This window comes from Salmonella sp. WC3 (assembly GCF_042932255.1).
Classification (GTDB): Bacteria; Pseudomonadota; Gammaproteobacteria; order Enterobacterales; family Enterobacteriaceae; genus Salmonella; species Salmonella enterica.
The window spans coordinates 2,039,298-2,057,591 of sequence record NZ_CP170629.1 but is presented as its reverse complement, the minus strand read 5'-3'; the positions used below and the strand labels follow the sequence as shown (position 1 = coordinate 2,057,591).

Here is an 18,294-nt window from a genome sequence, read left to right as displayed (position 1 = left end):
ACACCCCTTACGCAGGCAGCGGGAAAACAGCGTTTACCTGGCCGGTACCGGAGCTGGCGAACAGGTCGGTGATGAACTCCACCTTGCCGTCGTATTTGTCCCAACCCAGCATTCCCAGCAGCATGACCGTGTCGTGCATGTTGCCTTCGCCGTAGCAGTAGTCGGCGTACTCCGGCAACATGGTGCAAAACTCCTTGAATTTGCCTTCGCGCCACAGCTTGACCACGCGCTCGTCCATTTGATGATCGAACTCGCGGGTGTAGCTGTTCATCCCCTCTTCCGCCCGTTGGTCGTCAATAAAACGGTGCGACAGAGAACCACTGGCGAATACCGCTACGGTACCGTCATATTTCTCAATCGCCTTGAGAATGGCTTCGCCCAGTCTGCGACTGTCGGCAAAATCATGCACAGTGCAGAACGCCGAGATGGAGACCACTTTGAAGTGCTTGTCGCTGTTCATGTAGCGCATCGGCACCAGCGTGCCATACTCCAGCTTCAGGCTCGGGATGTTATGCGCTTTAGCGCGCACGCCCAGTTTGACCGCCTCGTCGGCGATCAGATGGCCGAGTTCCGGATTACCGTCATAGTCATAGGTCATGTCGCGAATAAAGTGCGGCAATTCGTTGCTGGTATAGACGCCCTGGAAATGGTCGGCACAATTAATGTGGTAAGCGCTATTCACCAGCCAGTGGGTGTCGAATACGATAATGGTGTCAACGCCCATTTCGCGGCAACGCTTGCCAATTTCAATATGCCCATCAATGGCTGCCTGACGACAACCGTGATTTTTTCCTGGCAGTTCAGAAAGATACATCGACGGCACGTGGGTAATTTTTGCTGCTAACGCTAACTTGCCCATATCAAACTCCCCATTTTGGGATAGGATGGTCGCCCATTGAGATGCAGACGTTTTTCATTTCCGCAAACACTTCGAAGCTATATTCGCCGCCTTCGCGCCCGGTACCGGAGGCTTTCACGCCACCGAACGGCTGACGCAGGTCGCGGACGTTCTGGGTGTTGACGAAGACCATGCCGGCTTCAATCCCACGCGCCAGGCGCAACACTTTGCTCACGTCCTGGGTCCAGATATAAGAGGCCAGACCGTATTCCACGTCGTTCGCCAAACGTAACCCTTCCGCTTCGTCTTTGAATGGCAGCAGACAGGCGACTGGCCCAAAGATCTCTTCCTGCGCGACGCGCATACGGTTGTCGACATCGGCCAGCACGGTTGGGCGCAGGAAGTTACCGCCTTTCAGATGCGCAGGCAGGTCAGTGGGTTTTTCCGCACCGCCCGCCAGCAGCGTTGCGCCCTCTTCAATGCCGAGGCGAATATAACCGGAGACTTTTTCCCAGTGCTGTTGGCTAATCAGCGCGCCGACCTGGGTGTTCGGGTCGGTCGGATCGCCGACACGCAGGCGATTCGCGCGTTCGGCAAAGCGCTTCACGAACTCAGGGTAAATGCTCTGCTGGATAAAGATGCGCGACCCGGCGGTGCAGCGTTCGCCGTTGATCGAGAAGATGGTGAACAGCGCGGCGTCCAGCGCGCGCTCAATGTCGGCGTCTTCAAAAATCAGCACCGGCGATTTGCCGCCCAGCTCCATCGAGTATTTTTTCAGCCCGGCATTTTTCATGATATTGCGACCGGTGGCGGTACCGCCGGTAAACGACACCGCACGCACGTCATGGTGGCGTACCAGCGCATCGCCCGCCGTCGCGCCATAGCCCTGCACCACGTTCAGCACGCCTGCCGGAATTACTGCCTCCAGCGCCAGCTCGCCCAGCCTGTCGGCAGTCAGCGGCGACAGCTCGGACATTTTGAGCACCGCGGTGTTGCCCAGCGCCAGGCACGGCGCGACTTTCCAGGTCGCGGTCATAAACGGCACGTTCCACGGCGACACCAGCGCGCAGACGCCGACGGGCTGCACCAGTGTATAATTGAGCATTTTATCGTCAACAGGATAGGTCTTGCCGTTCATCTGCTGGCACACTTCGGCGAAGAATTCGAAGTTATGCGAGGCGCGCGGGATCAGCACGTTTTTAGTCTGGTGAATAGGCAGGCCGGTGTCAGCGGTTTCCATCGCCGCGATTTCCGGCACATGCTGGTCAATCAGGTCGCCCAGACGACGCATCAGGCGCGCGCGCTCTTTCATCGGCAGGTTGGCCCACTTCGGGAACGCCTCTTTGGCCGCCGCGACAGCCTGGTTCACTTCTGCTTCACCGCCGGAGGCCACTTCCGCCAGCACGTCACCGGTCGCCGGGTTAGTGGTCTGGAAGTAGTCGTTACCTGCAACGTTTTTGCCGTTAATCCAATGATTTATTTTCTTCATTTTGCACTCTCCTCACTGACGATTCGGTTAACCAGGCGACCCACGCCTTCTACTTCCACGACAACTTCATCCCCCGGCACCACATCGGACAGTCCTTTCGGCGTACCGGTGGCAATCATGTCGCCCGGTTGCAACGTCATAAATTCGCTCAGATAAGAAATCAGGAACGGGATGCTGAAGATCAGATCGGCGGTCGTCCCTTCCTGGCGCAGCTCACCGTTGACAAAGGTGCGTAACGTCAGGTTGTGCGGATCAGAAACCGCCTCTTTATCCACAATCCACGGGCCTATCGGCGTCAGGCCGTCGCGGCTTTTTACCCGCAGATTCGGACGGTAGTAGTTTTCCAGATAGTCGCGGATCGCGTAGTCGTTACAGACGGTGTAACCGGCCACATACTCCATGGCTTCGGCTTCGCTCACCTTACGCGCCGTTTTGCCAATCACCACGACCAGTTCGGCTTCATAGTGCATATATTCGACGTTGTTCGGGCGCACCGACGTTTGGTGATGTTCGGTAAAGGTGTTTGGCGCTTTGATAAATACCAGCGGCTCTTTCGGCGGCGTAAATGCCAGCTCGCTGGCGTGATCGGCGTAGTTCAACCCCAGCGCAAATAACGTTCCCGTCGCTGACAGCGGCCACGTAAACGTCTGGTGGCGGGCGAATTCATCTTCTGCGACAACCGGATTTTCCAGCGCGGGTAAACCTTTCGCCAGAATACGCACCCGATCGCCGGGACGCAGCGCAACGCGATTCTGCGGCGTACCGAGTAAGATCGCATCGCCAGGGTTAAGCGTAGCGAACTCACTTAACGCGCTAAGCAGTTGTGCGGCGCTACGCTGTAAATCGGCAGTATTCCAGTGGTCCGCTTCTCGTCCGTTGATTTCAGTGATAATGGTGAGGTTATCCACATCACTCAGCGGTGCCATTTCACCCAGCGGGCAAAAGCCATCGCGACATTTCGCTTTAATCGCCGGGCGATAAAAGCTCTCTTCCGGCAGGCTGACCTCGTTAGCCAGCGCATACCCGGCGATATAGTCCGCCGCCGCTTCAGGGCGTATCCGGCTGGCGGTTTTCCCCACAATGAGCGCCACTGTCGCGCCGCTCAGTACCTTTTCTCCCTGCGGATAAGGAATGGGTTCGCCGTGACGAATCACCGTATTACGCGGCTTGATGAACCACACTGCGGTTTTAGGCGGCGCATTATAGGGAGGCTGAGAGAAAGCCTCTTGCCAGGCATCAAGCTGGCTGCGATGGTTTAACGCAACGGCGAAAACAGTACCCTTCATACATAAACTCCTCAGGCCGATTTAACGGGCTGTGATTTCATTAATATATTAATGATTAGATTTATGCTTTCGCTGTACATTTAGCAAGCTGAAGTAAAGTATTTGTGATGTGATTAACAATATTTTCACAAATTTATTATTAAATACATACATATCAAAGAGTTAAATAAAACCCCTTGTTTCTGTTAAACTTTGGACATAAAACAGATGTCATAGCTCACATCGGTAAACACGAATTATTCAGGTATTAATAATTCTGCAAAAGAGAAACGCTTATGCATGATTCATTAACCATTGCATTGCTTCAGGCGCGCGAAGCGGCAATGACCTATTTCCGCCCCATCGTTAAAAGCCACAATCTGACCGACCAGCAATGGCGCATTGTGCGAATCCTGGCCGATAGCCCCTCTATGGATTTTCACGAGCTGGCCTTTCGTACCTGCATTTTGCGTCCAAGTCTGACCGGAATATTGACGCGTATGGAGCGAGACGGACTGGTGTTGCGACTCAAGCCGGTTAACGATCAGCGTAAGTTATATGTCATGTTGACGGAGCAGGGACAAACGTTGTACGCCCGTGCCCGGAGCCAGGTAGAAGAGGCTTATCGAAAAATTGAGGCCGATTTCACGCCCGAAAAAACACAGCAATTGATGCTGCTGCTGGACGATCTTATTGCTCTGGGACGCCAGCATCCTGATAGCGAAGCGGAAGCATAGTATTCTTTCCTTCCCACGCCGCCGACACGGGAATCCCCTCCCGCTTACAACGTTGACGGCGATCGCATTTTACTCTTCTTCTTCGACGTTCATCTGAAAAGTACCCGCCGTTGTCCTGAAAGTCTCTTCACAGTTTACGCTTCTGCCTATTCAATTAAACAACAAATAAGAAACATATTATTAACAAAACATTCCGATTAACGAGGAAGAAGCCGCAATGAAACCTGAAGATTTTCGTACTGATAACAAGCGTCCGTTAACGAGCGAAGAGTATTTAAAAAGCCTGCAGGACGGGCGAGAAATTTATATTTACGGTGAACGCGTTAAAGATGTTACGACACATCCGGCATTCCGCAATGCCGCAGCCTCTGTCGCACAACTGTATGACGCATTACATAAACCGTCGATGCAAGATACCCTGTGCTGGAATACTGATACCGGCAGCGGCGGTTATACGCATAAATTTTTCCGCGTGGCGAAAAGCGCAGACGATCTGCGCCAACAGCGTGATGCTATCGCCGAGTGGTCACGCCTGAGTTACGGCTGGATGGGACGCACACCGGATTACAAAGCCGCCTTTGGTTGCGCTCTGGGCGCTAACCCAGCCTTCTACGGCCAGTTTGAGCAGAACGCCCGCAACTGGTACACCCGTATTCAGGAGACCGGCCTGTACTTTAACCATGCAATCGTCAACCCGCCCATTGACCGCCACAAACCTGCCGACGAAGTGAAAGACGTCTATATCAAGCTGGAGAAAGAGACGGACGCCGGGATTATTGTCAGCGGGGCGAAAGTCGTCGCCACTAACTCCGCCCTGACTCACTACAACATGATTGGTTTCGGCTCAGCCCAGGTGATGGGCGAAAACCCGGATTTTGCTCTGATGTTTGTCGCGCCAATGGATGCCGAAGGCGTAAAACTTATTTCGCGCGCCTCGTATGAAATGGTCGCGGGCGCGACGGGCTCGCCGTTTGATTATCCACTCTCCAGCCGCTTTGATGAAAACGATGCCATTCTGGTGATGGACAAGGTGTTGATCCCGTGGGAAAACGTGTTGATTTACCGTGATTTCGATCGTTGCCGTCGCTGGACGATGGAAGGCGGCTTTGCCCGTATGTATCCACTGCAAGCCTGTGTTCGTCTGGCGGTTAAACTTGATTTCATTACCGCGCTGCTGAAAAAATCGCTCGAATGTACGGGTACCGTAGAGTTCCGGGGCGTGCAGGCCGATCTCGGAGAAGTCGTGGCGTGGCGCAATATGTTCTGGGCATTGAGCGATTCTATGTGTTCTGAAGCAACCCCGTGGGTAAACGGCGCCTGGCTACCGGACCACGCCGCGCTGCAAACCTACCGTGTGATGGCCCCAATGGCCTACGCGAAAATTAAAAATATTATTGAACGTAACGTTACCAGCGGCCTGATTTACCTGCCTTCCAGCGCCCGCGATTTGAATAATCCGCAAATCGACCAGTACCTGGCGAAATACGTACGCGGCTCTAACGGAATGGACCATGTTGAACGTATCAAAATTCTTAAATTGATGTGGGATGCCATCGGCAGCGAGTTTGGCGGTCGCCATGAGCTGTACGAGATTAACTACTCGGGCAGCCAGGATGAAATTCGTCTGCAGTGCCTGCGTCAGGCCCAGAGCTCCGGCAATATGGATAAGATGATGGCAATGGTCGATCGCTGCCTCTCCGAATACGATCAGAATGGCTGGACGGTTTCGCATTTGCACAATAACGACGACATCAATCAACTGGATAAGCTGCTGAAATAACGCGGCAGGAGGTTCTCATGCAAGTAGATGAACAACGTCTGTGTTTTCGCGATGCGATGGCAAGTCTGGCGGCAGCGGTCAACATCGTAACCACTGCGGGTCACGCCGGACGCTGCGGTATCACCGCAACAGCGGTCTGCTCCGTCACCGATACGCCGCCCTCCGTAATGGTATGTATTAATGCCAATAGCGCCATGAACCCCGTTTTTCAGGGTAACGGCAGGCTGTGCATTAATGTACTTAACCATGAGCAGGAGCTGATGGCGCGCCACTTTGCCGGTATGACGGGGATGGCGATGGAGGAGCGTTTTCACCAGCCATGTTGGCAAAACGGGCCGCTGGGCCAGCCGGTACTTAACGGCGCGCTGGCCGGTCTTGAAGGCGAGATCAGCGAGGTACAAACCATTGGCACGCATCTGGTGTATCTGGTGGCGATCAAAAATATTATCCTTAGCCAGGATGGGCATGGCCTGATTTATTTCAAACGCCGTTTTCATCCGGTCAGACTTGAGATGGAAGCGCCTGTTTAACCGTCACTCATGCCCACAAGCGGGATAACCACCGCTTGTGGGAGGAGAGTCGATACGCTGAAGATTTTTATTCCCGCCGCGATGTCTGCTCGCCATAAATCGCGGCGATTAATAAAATCTAAGAGCCTGTCCCACCAGGCGTTATTGGCGCTGCCTGTTTGGACACGGACAGCGCGCAAAAACCGGAGCGTACACGTTGTACGTGAGGTTTGACTCGCTACGCTCGCCCTTCGGGCCGCCGCAAGCGGCGTTCAAAACGCTAACGCGTTTTGGCGAGCACTGCCCAGGACCAAAATGGCAAGCAAAATAGCCCTAATGGGATAGGCTCTAAATTAGCTCCCGCGATAGGTTGAATAACCATACTGACTTAATAACAGCGGCACATGATAGTACTCATTCGTTTTGCTGATATGAAACTCGACGGGAATCTCCGGGAAAAACGTGTCCAGTTTTTTACTTTCAAAATACTGGCCGGTTTTAAAAATAACGCGATAATCCCCCGGCGCGGCAGCTTTTTCGGGCCACAGTGCTTTAATACGTCCATCCTGGTCGGTATGCCCGGTGTTTAATTGCGTCCATCCGTTATCCTTTTTCTGCTCCAGTACCACCTCCACGCCGGGCGCTGGTTTGCCTGTTTGCTGATCGAGAATATGTACGCTGAGAATATTGTTGCCAGCGGCCAGCGCCATTGCCGGGGCTGCAACAAGAGATGCTATCGCGGTAGCCAGTATATATCGTTTCATGCTTCACTCCTTTACGGTATTGATGCAGGAAAATATATCTGGCGCGTCCAGGATTAACCTTACACGGACATGACAATTATGTCATCTTGTTGGAGATTTACGGATTCGCTACCAAGCCTATGGCATACTGCGTTGATGAAGATTTTATTGATTGAAGATAACCAGAAAACCATTGAGTGGGTACGTCAGGGACTCACGGAGGCAGGCTATGTGGTTGATTATGCCTGTGATGGACGAGACGGATTACACCTCGCCCTTCAGGAACATTATTCATTGATTATTCTTGATATTATGCTGCCGGGGCTTGATGGATGGCAGGTTTTACGCGCGTTACGCACTGCGCATCAGTCCCCTGTTATTTGCCTGACGGCGCGCGACTCGGTTGAGGATCGCGTCAAAGGTCTTGAGGCGGGCGCTAATGATTACCTTGTTAAGCCTTTTTCCTTCGCCGAACTGCTGGCCCGGGTGAGAGCTCAACTCAGACAGCATGTCCCGGTCTTTACCCGACTGACGATCAATGGTCTGGACATGGATGCCACAAAGCAATCGGTGTCACGAAATGGCAAACCGATTTCCCTGACCCGCAAAGAATTCCTGCTCCTCTGGTTACTGGCGTCCCGGGCAGGAGAAATCGTGCCCCGAACCGCGATCGCCAGCGAGGTTTGGGGAATTAACTTTGATAGTGAAACCAACACCGTTGATGTCGCGATTCGTCGGCTGCGCGCCAAAGTAGACGATCCATTTGAAAAGAAGCTCATTATGACCGTCCGGGGGATGGGTTATCGATTACAGGCGGAAACGTCGCAGAATGGTTAAGTTATCAATGACGCTGCGCCTGACAATTTCTTTTATCGCCATCCTTATCCTCGCCTGTACCGGCATTAGCTGGACGCTCTATAACGCGCTGAGCAAAGAATTAACGTATCGGGATGATATGACGCTAATAAATCGGGCGGCGCAAATGCAGCAACTGTTACTGGATGGCGCCAGGCCGGAAAATCTGCCGCTCTATTTCAATCGGATGGTGGATACGAAGCAGGACATCTTATTGATCCATTCAGCAACAGGCCACAATGTTGCGATTAATCATAGCGGCATCCCCGACCAACGCTTTAACGAGATTCCGCTGGCTAAAAACATCACCCGCGAAACCTTATTTCGCCAGGCGGTACAAGGCACGGAACTGACCGCGGTACGAGTAAACGCCAGAAGCGGCGATGACCCGCTGACCCTTACTATTGCCAAGCTGGCGACGGAAAGGCGGCAAATGCTGGCGCAATATCGCCGCAACAGTTTGCTGATGAGCCTTATCGCGATCCTCGTCTGTTCGGCGCTCAGTCCATTAGTCATCAGAAACGGGCTGCGGGCCATTACGTCGCTCAGCCGACTCACCGCGGCGACAGATAGCGGCACACTTCGCCAGCCGTTGGCGGAACAGGCGTTACCCGTTGAGCTCAGGCCGCTTGGACAAGCGCTAAATACCATGCGCCAGAAGCTTTCCGACGATTTTGAACGCCTGAACCAATTTGCCGACGATCTGGCGCATGAGCTGCGCACGCCGGTTAATATTTTACTGGGGAAGAATCAGGTGATGCTGAGTCAGGAACGCAGCGCCGAAGAGTATCAACAAGCCCTTGTCGATAATATTGAAGAGCTGGAGGGACTGTCGCGACTGACAGAAAATATTCTCTTTCTGGCACGCGCGGAGCACCAGAATATAGCGGTAAAAAAACAGCCTGTTTCGCTCAATGCGTTGGTTGAAAATATGCTGGATTATCTTAGCCTCCTTGCCGAGGAGAAGCGCATCTGTTTTATAAATCAATGTCAGGGAACGGTATGGGCTGACGAAATATTATTACAAAGAGTGCTCTCAAACCTGCTGACGAATGCCATCCGTTATTCTGATGAAAACGCCGTGATACGTATTGAAAGCGCTTATGATGATAACGTTGCAGAAATTCGGGTCGCTAATCCAGGCAGCCACCCCGCCGATGCGGATAAGCTTTTCCGGCGTTTTTGGCGAGGAGATAATGCCCGCCACACTGCCGGTTTCGGCCTGGGGTTATCGTTAGTTAACGCGATTGCTCTATTACACGGTGGCTCGGCATCTTACCGCTATGCCGATGAACATAATATCTTTTCGGTTCGTCTGCCTGATAGTGGTGATAGCTAAGGTCAGGACAGGTTCTGTTCCCCTTCCCTGCCACAGGGCTGTGGTTATCAATACAACCTCAATAAAGAGAAAATAAAGGATGCCGGAAAAGAATATTGCTGGCTCGATCACTTTCTCGGTTTTCAATCCAGGGTCAATTCATCCCATAACGCGTTATTCAGTGGGAACCTTTATGAAAAAGTATCTTGCATTCGCCGTTACGCTGCTGGGTATGGGTAAAGTCATCGCCTGTACTACCCTTTTGGTAGGCAATCAGGCTTCGGCTGACGGCTCCTTTATTATCGCACGCAACGAGGATGGCTCGGCAAATAACGCCAAGCATAAGGTTATTCATCCCGTCGCGTTTCATCAACAAGGCGAGTATAAAGCACATCGGAACAATTTTAGCTGGCCGCTTCCGGAGACAGCGATGCGCTATACGGCGATTCATGACTTTGATACTAACGATAACGCCATGGGTGAAGCCGGTTTCAATTCGGCGGGCGTCGGAATGAGCGCAACGGAAACCATTTACAACGGCAGAGCGGCGCTGGCTGCCGATCCTTACGTGACAAAAACGGGAATCACGGAAGACGCCATTGAGTCCGTGATCCTGCCAGTGGCGCAATCGGCGCGTCAGGGCGCCAAATTACTGGGCGACATTATTGAACAAAAAGGCGCGGGCGAAGGTTTCGGCGTCGCGTTTATTGATAGCAAAGAGATATGGTATCTGGAGACGGGAAGCGGTCATCAATGGCTGGCAGTACGACTTCCGGCAGATAGCTATTTCGTTTCCGCCAATCAGGGACGTTTACGCCATTACGATCCGAATGATAACGCGAATTATATGGCGTCACCAACGTTAGTAAGCTTTGCGAAAAAGCAGGGATTATATGATCCGGCCCGCGGCGAATTCGACTTCCATCAAGCCTATTCGCAGGATAACAAAAACGATACCACCTATAATTATCCGCGCGTCTGGACGCTACAACACCAGTTTAATCCGCATCTGGATACGGCCGTTAGCGAAGGGGAAACATTTCCTGTTTTTTTAACGCCAATAACAAAAATTAGCGTGGCGGCAGTAAAAAACGCGTTACAAAATCACTATCAGGGAACGTCGCACGACCCTTATGCCAGTCATAATCCACAAGAACCATGGCGACCTATATCCGTTTTTCGTACCCAGGAGTCACATATTTTACAGGTCAGACCGAAATTACCGCAGGCTATCGGCAACGTAGAATACATCGCCTATGGAATGCCATCTCTTAGCGTCTATCTCCCCTATTATCAGGGGATGCGTCATTATCAACCCGGAGATGATAAAGGAACCGATCGGGCGAGCAACGACTCTACCTACTGGACATTCCGCACGCTGCAAACGCTGGTTATGCAGGACTACAATGCGTTTGCGCCAGATGTGCAACACGCCTGGAAAACATTTGAACAGCAAACAGCTAAGCAGCAGTATAAGATGGAGCAGAGCTATCTGAGATTATATGCGTCGCATCCGAAAGAAGCGCAACGCTTACTGCAAAATTTTGAAGATAAAACGATGCAAAATGCGCAGACGCTCGCCCGTCGCCTGACCAATAATATTATTACGACAATGACTTACCGTACAGATATGAAATATCACTTTTCAAGTACGCAACCATAAATTTAATGACAATCTATTAGCCACTCATACACAATAAGATAAAGCGGTACCAGAATTAGCCAGATATAAAAGACAATAATTATTATGGATTCATAGAGAGGATAGTTTATGACACTCCAGGCAAATATCAGCAGAGAGACAAAAGCGGCAAAAACCCAGGAGGTATATAAGCACGTTGTTCTTTTCAAAATGGCCGCCCCCTCTTACATAAGACGATAACTACAGCTTATGTCCCGTGTTACATAACTTTTCCCGACAGGCCTCTTTTACCCATGCTGAAAAATTCCGCGTCTTTTCAGATTTCAACGCGAATTCTATCTGTTCAAGCATGGAATAGGAAAAACGAATATTCTTCGTCACGGTCTTACTTGTCCGGGGCTTTGCTGGCATACACACACCTGTATAACATTTGATGTAACGCCATTACTTTACGCAGGAGTAAATCGGTGAATTTGATCTGAGTCAAGAAGGTGGGTTTTCAATAAAAGTTGTGCCATAAATTGTGAAGTTTGTAGATTTTATGAACATTTGATGTACCGATCTCCCCCATGATCGCCACTACGTATGGACGTCAGGATACCTCCCCGCCTGATCAGAAGCGTTTCCTCATTAAAAAGGACATTTTTTTAAAGTTCCTGGTGCATAAAAGTCACATCCTTTTAAAGGGTTGTTAACCCTGTTGAATGTTCCCACTCCCCTATTCAGGAATATTAAAAACGCTATGCAAATACAGAGCTTCTATCACTCAGCTTCACTAAAAACCCAGGAGGCTTTTAAAAGCCTACAAAAAACCTTATACAACGGAATGCAGATTCTCTCAGGCCAGGGCAAAGCGCCGGCTAAAGCGCCCGACGCTCGCCCGGAAATTATTGTCCTGCGAGAACCCGGCGCGACATGGGGGAATTATCTACAGCATCAGAAGACGTCTAACCACTCGCTGCATAACCTCTATAACTTACAGCGCGATCTTCTTACCATCGCGGCAACCGTTCTGGGTAAACAAGACCCGGTTCTAACGTCAATGGCAAACCAAATGGAGTTAGCCAAAGTTAAAGCGGACCGGCCAGCAACAAAACAAGAAGAAGCCGCGGCAAAAGCATTGAAGAAAAATCTTATCGAACTTATTGCAGCACGCACTCAGCAGCAGGATGGCTTACCTGCAAAAGAAGCTCATCGCTTTGCGGCAGTAGCGTTTAGAGATGCTCAGGTCAAGCAGCTTAATAACCAGCCCTGGCAAACCATAAAAAATACACTCACGCATAACGGGCATCACTATACCAACACGCAGCTCCCTGCAGCAGAGATGAAAATCGGCGCAAAAGATATCTTTCCCAGTGCTTATGAGGGAAAGGGCGTATGCAGTTGGGATACCAAGAATATTCATCACGCCAATAATTTGTGGATGTCCACGGTGAGTGTGCATGAGGACGGTAAAGATAAAACGCTTTTTTGCGGGATACGTCATGGCGTGCTTTCCCCCTATCATGAAAAAGATCCGCTTCTGCGTCACGTCGGCGCTGAAAACAAAGCCAAAGAAGTATTAACTGCGGCACTTTTTAGTAAACCTGAGTTGCTTAACAAAGCCTTCGCGGGCGAGGCGGTAAGCCTGAAACTGGTATCCGTCGGGTTACTCACCGCGTCGAATATTTTCGGCAAAGAGGGAACGATGGTCGAGGACCAAATGCGCGCATGGCAATCGTTGACCCAGCCGGGAAAAATGATTCATTTAAAAATCCGCAATAAAGATGGCGATCTACAGACGGTAAAAATAAAACCGGACGTCGCCGCATTTAATGTGGGTGTTAATGAGCTGGCGCTCAAGCTCGGCTTTGGCCTTAAGGCATCGGATAGCTATAATGCCGAGGCGCTACATCAGTTATTAGGCAATGATTTACGCCCTGAAGCCAGACCAGGTGGCTGGGTTGGCGAATGGCTGGCGCAATACCCGGATAATTATGAGGTCGTCAATACATTAGCGCGCCAGATTAAGGATATATGGAAAAATAACCAACATCATAAAGATGGCGGCGAACCCTATAAACTCGCACAACGCCTTGCCATGTTAGCCCATGAAATTGACGCGGTACCCGCCTGGAATTGTAAAAGCGGCAAAGATCGTACAGGGATGATGGATTCAGAAATCAAGCGAGAGATCATTTCCTTACATCAGACCCATATGTTAAGTGCGCCTGGTAGTCTTCCGGATAGCGGTGGACAGAAAATTTTCCAAAAAGTATTACTGAATAGCGGTAACCTGGAGATTCAGAAACAAAATACGGGCGGGGCGGGAAACAAAGTAATGAAAAATTTATCGCCAGAGGTGCTCAATCTTTCCTATCAAAAACGAGTTGGGGATGAAAATATTTGGCAGTCAGTAAAAGGCATTTCTTCATTAATCACATCTTGAGTCTTGAGGTAACTATATGGAAAGTCTATTAAATCGTTTATATGCCGCGTTAGGCCTGGATGCACCAGAAGATGAGCCACTGCTTATCATTGATGATGGGATACAGGTTTATTTTAATGAATCCGATCATACACTGGAAATGTGCTGTCCCTTTATGCCATTGCCTGACGACATCCTGACTTTGCAGCATTTTTTACGTCTTAACTATGCCAGCGCCGTCACTATCGGCGCTGACGCAGACAATACTGCTTTAGTGGCGCTTTATCGCTTGCCGCAAACCAGTACCGAAGAAGAGGCGCTCACTGGTTTTGAATTATTCATTTCAAACGTGAAACAATTGAAAGAGCATTATGCATAATTTAATACGTCAACATACTTTCTTAATGAGATAAAACGCAATACGTATGCCCTTTACAAGAGACAAGACCAGAATCTTTGGTGGAAATGTAAGGGGCAAACGTTCATCTCTCTCATTTTGCTCTGTTTGCGGGAGTATTTTTAGTGTGTAAGTATTCCTGCTCATCAGGTTTTTACGCCATCTACGCGCATTTATTCTGGTATAAGTTGAAATACTGCAAAAAATATTAGTGCTTATTATTTTTTCTTTAAGTAAATTTTCGCTCAACAAACTTAATTGTTTATTCAATGATGATGAAGCGTAAGCTATGCTGGAAATGAAGGAAGTCAATAGCAAGGATAATCTTATTATTCACGGGTGATATTACTTCTGCTTCACCGTTATGGCAGATATCATCGCCTCTTGTCAGATGCCAGACACCTACTCATACTCAACCAAAGCTCTAAATACAAAAATCACCTTATATCTTTTTTTATTATTCCTTGTATAAATGTGACTTGACTCACACCTATAAGGAGTCGGCTCACTTCCATAAGAAGGAATCAAAATGCCAATAACTAACGCGTCCCCAGAAAATATATTAAGATATTTGCATGCGGCCGGTACCGGTACGAAAGAAGCAATGAAAAGTGCAACTTCACCACGCGGTATACTGGAATGGTTTGTCAATTTTTTTACCTGTGGTGGAGTAAGAAGAAGCAATGAAAGATGCTTTCGGGAGGTAATTGGAAAACTGACCACATCATTATTATATGTAAATAAAAATGCTTTCTTCGATGGTAATAAAATATTTCTGGAGGATGTCAACGGGTGTACTATATGTCTGTCATGTGGAGCAGCATCCGAAAATACGGATCCCATGGTCATTATTGAAGTGAACAAAAATGGAAAAACTATAACGGATAAAGTTGATAGTGAGAGATTTTGGAATGTATGTCGAATGTTAAAACTGATGAGTAAACATAATATACAACAGCCTGATTCACTTATAACCGAGGATGGTTTTCTGAACCTGCGCGGAGTAAACCTGGCTCATAAAGATTTCCAGGGGAAGATTTGTCAGACATAGATGCTTCTGATGCAGATTTCCGTGAAACAAATCTATCTAATGTAAATTTAGTCGGTGCAAATTTGTGTTGTGCAAATCTACACGCTGTAAATCTAATGGGTTCAAACATGACTAAAGCAAACCTGACTCACGCAGACCTGACTTGCGCTAACATGTCCGGTGTAAACTTAACCGCTGCAATTCTATTCGGCTCAGACTTAACTGACACCAAACTAAATGGTGCGAAATTAGATAAGATAGCTCTAACTTTAGCGAAAGCATTAACAGGAGCCGATCTGACAGGTAGTCAACATACCCCTACTCCACTCCCGGATTACAATGATAGAACTCTTTTCCCCCATCCGATATTTTAGTCGAGATAAAGGGATTTTATAAACAAGAAGTATTCAAACAGAGGCCCCCTTGTTTTATTAAATAAACCCCGCCCCTAAGTTTCATTATAAATAACATTTTCAGCGTATTACTTGTTGGCTTTGTCTGAATCATAGCGTTATCTGTATGTGGCACATTAACTAAAAACACTATTATTGTTTAATTTAAATAATTCATAATTGTAGTCAGGAAATAAGAAGTTATGCTTCCGGTCACCTACAGATTAATACCTCAAAGCGGAGTATCCACATATGGATTAAATACCGCAGATACACCTGTTTTCCCCGATATTCCCGAACATGCACCAAACCCCTCACGGCTACGCCTTGCTCATGACAGCCTTGCCATAAACAGTGAATTCCGTCTGGAGCCAGAGTGTGTGGTGGAGTACCTTATCTCAGGCGCGGGTGGAATAGACCCTGATACAGAAATTGATGACGACACTTATGACGAATGCTACGATGAACTATCCTCCGTACTTCAAAATGCGTATACCCAAAGCGAAACATTCCGCAGACTGATGAATTACGCATATGAAAAAGAACTACATGATGTGGAGCAGCGCTGGCTACTGGGGGCAGGCGAAGCCTTTGAAACTACCGTGGCTCAGGAACACTTCAAACTTTCAGAAGGCAGGAAAGTTATTTGTCTCAATCTGGACGATTCTGATGATTCATATACCGAACATTATGAAAGTAACGAAGGACCACAACTTTTTGACACAAAACGTTCATTTATTCATGAAGTTGTACATGCACTGACCCATCTTCAGGATAAAGAAGAAAATCATCCAAGAGGCCCTGTTGTCGAATATACCAACATTATTCTGAAAGAGATGGGGCATCCTTCACCTCCCAGAATGGCCTACATCTTCAATAAATAGACACATCGGGAAACGAAAAGAAACTAAAGACTCGCGTAGTCCGTTTTTTCGGGAAATATTCTAACAGTATTTTCTAACTATATTCTATAGCGCCTAAAAAAACAAAGGGGCTACCTTTCGGTAACCCCTTGTTTAATCTGGCGGAAGCGCAGAGATTCGAACTCTGGAACCCTTTCGGGTCGCCGGTTTTCAAGACCGGTGCCTTCAACCGCTCGGCCACACTTCCGGAATGAGGCGCACTATAAACATCCCGGTGCGTCATGTAAAGACCGAATGTGTTCGTTTGCGTGAAAAACAGGCAAAATTTCGTTAATTGCCTGAAATAGCGGCACATTGACCATTTCTTCAACACAAAACTGGCTGAATACGTATTGATCGCCTCCACTGTTTCACCGCTGTGATTAGCGATTTTTTTATCGGTAACGCGTGGTTGGCGCTGCCGCCTGTTTTATGGCGTAGCGCCAGGCATGAGCAGACCGTTTTAACGACGGTAATCACCTGAAATCTCTAAAGGAAACTAAACGTAAACGAATGCGTAAAGATGGGTAAAACCACTGGGTGACAGTGACTGTTTTTATTATTCTCCTTTATTAATTACATCTGTCATAAGAGAGTGACTAATGGATCGTATCATTACATCATCGCGTGATCGTAGCTCGCTACTGAGTACGCACAAAGTACTGCGCAACACCTATTTTCTGTTGAGCCTGACGCTGGCTTTCTCCGCAATTACCGCGACAGCCAGTACGGTACTGATGCTGCCCTCCCCCGGCCTGATTCTGACGCTGGTCGGTATGTATGGGCTGATGTTCCTGACCTATAAAACCGCCAATAAGCCGGTCGGTATCCTGTCTGCTTTTGCGTTTACCGGCTTCCTCGGGTATATCCTGGGCCCGATTCTTAACGCCTATCTGTCAGCAGGCATGGGCGATGTGATTGGCCTGGCGCTGGGTGGTACCGCGTTAGTATTTTTCTGCTGCTCCGCTTACGTTTTGACCACCCGTAAGGATATGTCTTTCCTGGGCGGTATGTTAATGGCCGGGATCGTTGTCGTGCTGATTGGTATGGTGGCGAATATTTTCCTGCAACTGCCTGCATTGCACCTGGCGATTAGCGCGGTGTTTATCCTGATTTCCTCGGGCGCTATCCTGTATGAAACCAGTAACATCATTCACGGCGGTGAAACCAACTATATTCGTGCGACCGTCAGCCTGTACGTTTCGCTGTACAACATCTTTGTCAGCCTGCTCAGCATTCTGGGCTTCGCCAGCCGCGACTAATCGACATTCCCCTCTTCCAGCCCTGCTTATGCAGGGCTTTATTTTTTGCTACACTGCCGTCCGTGTTGATTACGCAGTGAAACGTTATGTTGATCTTTGAAGGTAAAGAAATCAGTACTGATAGCGAAGGCTATCTGAAAGAGACGACGCAGTGGAGTGAAGCGTTGGCAGTCGCTATCGCCGCCAATGAAGGCATTGAGCTCTCTGCGGAACACTGGGAAGTCGTGCGCTTCGTGCGCGAATTTTACCTGGAGTTTAATACCTCTCCCGCCATCCGAATGCTGGTAAAAGCGATGGCGAATAAGTTCGGCGAAGAAAAAGGCAATAGCCGCTATCTGTATCGTCTGTTCCCGAAAGGCCCGGCAAAGCAAGCGACCAAAATCGCCGGTCTGCCCAAGCCGGTAAAATGTATTTAATACCGAATACTAAAGCCTGTTAACGTCTCGCGAGGGCTGTGCGGTTCAGTGAGGATTTTGTCCACACGAGCAGAGCGCGGTCCGCCTTCTTTCAGCCACTTGATGAGCTTTTCCACCTGCGCCGCGTCGCCACAGGCCACCACTTCTACGCTTCCGTCATCCATATTCTTCGCATAGCCGGTTAACCCCAGTCGCTGCGCCTCATGCTGCGTGGTATAACGAAATCCGACGCCCTGAACGCGACCATAAACCCAGGCGATAATGCAGACGTTCGACATGATGGTTCTCCTTTCATAATCAACGGTGAAGACG

Annotated in this window: 19 protein-coding genes, 1 tRNA gene and 1 pseudogene; 13 read left to right on the top strand and 8 right to left on the bottom strand. The window is 49.2% G+C overall.

All coding sequences use genetic code 11. The features are described from left to right. Positions 1 to 7 precede the first annotated feature (7 nt). From hpaD to hpaG, 3 genes are read right to left on the bottom strand one after another with little or no spacing between them, the layout of a single operon-like run. A complete protein-coding gene (gene hpaD / locus ACFK9X_RS09760; RefSeq protein WP_000516978.1) occupies positions 8 to 859 on the bottom strand; it encodes a 3,4-dihydroxyphenylacetate 2,3-dioxygenase in 852 nt (283 codons plus the stop codon). A 1-nt stretch (position 860) separates the two neighbouring features. Next, positions 861 to 2,327 carry a 5-carboxymethyl-2-hydroxymuconate semialdehyde dehydrogenase gene (gene hpaE / locus ACFK9X_RS09755; protein ID WP_151116285.1) on the bottom strand — a complete coding sequence of 489 codons (1,467 nt, stop codon included), beginning with the start codon at positions 2,325 to 2,327 and terminating at the stop codon, positions 861 to 863. Next, positions 2,324 to 3,613: a 4-hydroxyphenylacetate degradation bifunctional isomerase/decarboxylase gene (hpaG, locus tag ACFK9X_RS09750; protein ID WP_000679210.1), complete on the bottom strand. Its 1,290-nt coding sequence runs from the start codon at positions 3,611 to 3,613 to the stop codon at positions 2,324 to 2,326. Before hpaG ends, hpaE begins: the two co-directional genes overlap by 4 nt. Positions 3,614 to 3,888: 275 nt before the next feature. Between hpaG and hpaR the strand changes: the two genes are divergently transcribed. The 3 genes from hpaR to ACFK9X_RS09735 all read left to right on the top strand — a co-directional run bounded on the left by hpaR (position 3,889) and on the right by ACFK9X_RS09735 (position 6,639). Beyond that, entirely contained in the window at positions 3,889 to 4,329 is a 441-nt protein-coding gene (hpaR, locus tag ACFK9X_RS09745) for a homoprotocatechuate degradation operon regulator HpaR (RefSeq protein ID WP_000543922.1), read from the top strand. A gap of 217 nt (positions 4,330 to 4,546) precedes the next feature. After that, entirely contained in the window at positions 4,547 to 6,109 is a 1,563-nt protein-coding gene (gene hpaB, locus ACFK9X_RS09740; RefSeq protein WP_151116283.1) for a 4-hydroxyphenylacetate 3-monooxygenase, oxygenase component, read from the top strand. Between the two features lie 17 nt (positions 6,110 to 6,126). Next, positions 6,127 to 6,639 carry a 4-hydroxyphenylacetate 3-monooxygenase reductase subunit gene (locus ACFK9X_RS09735; RefSeq protein WP_151116281.1) on the top strand — a complete coding sequence of 171 codons (513 nt, stop codon included), beginning with the start codon at positions 6,127 to 6,129 and terminating at the stop codon, positions 6,637 to 6,639. A 332-nt stretch (positions 6,640 to 6,971) separates the two neighbouring features. On the opposite strand, the gene hiuH is transcribed toward ACFK9X_RS09735, so the two are convergent. Continuing rightward, complete coding sequence (hiuH, locus tag ACFK9X_RS09730) at positions 6,972 to 7,382, bottom strand: hydroxyisourate hydrolase (protein WP_151116279.1); 411 nt, start codon at positions 7,380 to 7,382, stop codon at positions 6,972 to 6,974. 135 nt (positions 7,383 to 7,517) lie between these two features. Here hiuH and hprR point away from each other — a divergent pair, with 135 nt between their 5' ends. The 4 genes from hprR (at position 7,518) to ACFK9X_RS09710 (ending at position 11,416) form a co-directional block, all read left to right on the top strand. Further along, complete coding sequence (hprR, locus tag ACFK9X_RS09725; protein WP_000698207.1) at positions 7,518 to 8,198, top strand: response regulator transcription factor HprR; 681 nt, start codon at positions 7,518 to 7,520, stop codon at positions 8,196 to 8,198. Next, positions 8,191 to 9,555, top strand: a complete 1,365-nt coding sequence (locus ACFK9X_RS09720; RefSeq protein ID WP_151116277.1) for a heavy metal sensor histidine kinase — start codon at positions 8,191 to 8,193, stop codon at positions 9,553 to 9,555. Before hprR ends, ACFK9X_RS09720 begins: the two co-directional genes overlap by 8 nt. 172 nt (positions 9,556 to 9,727) lie before the next feature. Then, complete coding sequence (locus tag ACFK9X_RS09715; protein ID WP_151116276.1) at positions 9,728 to 11,197, top strand: C69 family dipeptidase; 1,470 nt, start codon at positions 9,728 to 9,730, stop codon at positions 11,195 to 11,197. A gap of 108 nt (positions 11,198 to 11,305) precedes the next feature. Continuing rightward, positions 11,306 to 11,416, top strand: coding sequence for a hypothetical protein (locus ACFK9X_RS09710; protein ID WP_000174813.1), 111 nt, complete (start codon positions 11,306 to 11,308; stop codon positions 11,414 to 11,416). Here the strand turns inward: ACFK9X_RS09710 and ACFK9X_RS09705 are convergent, their stop codons facing one another. Then, the gene (locus tag ACFK9X_RS09705) at positions 11,417 to 11,587 is read right to left on the bottom strand and encodes a YlcI/YnfO family protein (RefSeq protein WP_001111006.1); all 171 of its coding nucleotides are present in this window, start codon (positions 11,585 to 11,587) and stop codon (positions 11,417 to 11,419) included. A gap of 331 nt (positions 11,588 to 11,918) precedes the next feature. Here ACFK9X_RS09705 and sopB point away from each other — a divergent pair, with 331 nt between their 5' ends. Both sopB and sigE read left to right on the top strand, forming a co-directional pair. Further along, positions 11,919 to 13,604 carry an SPI-1 type III secretion system effector inositol phosphate phosphatase SopB gene (sopB, locus tag ACFK9X_RS09700; protein WP_151117926.1) on the top strand — a complete coding sequence of 562 codons (1,686 nt, stop codon included), beginning with the start codon at positions 11,919 to 11,921 and terminating at the stop codon, positions 13,602 to 13,604. A 16-nt stretch (positions 13,605 to 13,620) separates the two neighbouring features. Continuing rightward, positions 13,621 to 13,962, top strand: a complete 342-nt coding sequence (gene sigE / locus ACFK9X_RS09695) for a type III secretion system chaperone SigE (RefSeq protein WP_000444720.1) — start codon at positions 13,621 to 13,623, stop codon at positions 13,960 to 13,962. Positions 13,963 to 13,971: 9 nt separating this feature from the next. Here sigE and ACFK9X_RS09690 read toward each other — a convergent pair whose 3' ends face one another. Continuing rightward, on the bottom strand, positions 13,972 to 14,292 hold the full coding sequence (locus ACFK9X_RS09690; RefSeq protein ID WP_151117923.1) for a hypothetical protein: 321 nt from the start codon (positions 14,290 to 14,292) through the stop codon (positions 13,972 to 13,974). Positions 14,293 to 14,509: 217 nt separating this feature from the next. Between ACFK9X_RS09690 and pipB the strand changes: the two are divergent. Then, positions 14,510 to 15,384 (top strand): annotated as a pseudogene (gene pipB / locus ACFK9X_RS09685) (SPI-2 type III secretion system effector PipB). 221 nt (positions 15,385 to 15,605) lie between these two features. Next, the gene (gene pipA, locus ACFK9X_RS09680; RefSeq protein ID WP_024152562.1) at positions 15,606 to 16,286 is read left to right on the top strand and encodes a type III secretion system effector protease PipA; all 681 of its coding nucleotides are present in this window, start codon (positions 15,606 to 15,608) and stop codon (positions 16,284 to 16,286) included. A gap of 138 nt (positions 16,287 to 16,424) precedes the next feature. Here the strand turns inward: pipA and ACFK9X_RS09675 are convergent. Next, positions 16,425 to 16,512, bottom strand: a tRNA-Ser gene (locus ACFK9X_RS09675). Positions 16,513 to 16,906: 394 nt separating this feature from the next. On the opposite strand from ACFK9X_RS09675, the gene yccA reads away from it, so the two are divergent. Both yccA and tusE read left to right on the top strand, forming a co-directional pair. Next, the gene (gene yccA, locus ACFK9X_RS09670) at positions 16,907 to 17,566 is read left to right on the top strand and encodes an FtsH protease modulator YccA (protein WP_000374046.1); all 660 of its coding nucleotides are present in this window, start codon (positions 16,907 to 16,909) and stop codon (positions 17,564 to 17,566) included. An 86-nt stretch (positions 17,567 to 17,652) separates the two neighbouring features. Then, complete coding sequence (tusE, locus tag ACFK9X_RS09665; protein ID WP_000904446.1) at positions 17,653 to 17,982, top strand: sulfurtransferase TusE; 330 nt, start codon at positions 17,653 to 17,655, stop codon at positions 17,980 to 17,982. Here the strand turns inward: tusE and yccX are convergent. Next, positions 17,979 to 18,260, bottom strand: coding sequence for an acylphosphatase (gene yccX, locus ACFK9X_RS09660; RefSeq protein WP_000072884.1), 282 nt, complete (start codon positions 18,258 to 18,260; stop codon positions 17,979 to 17,981). The genes tusE and yccX overlap by 4 nt on opposite strands. Positions 18,261 to 18,294 lie beyond the last annotated feature (34 nt).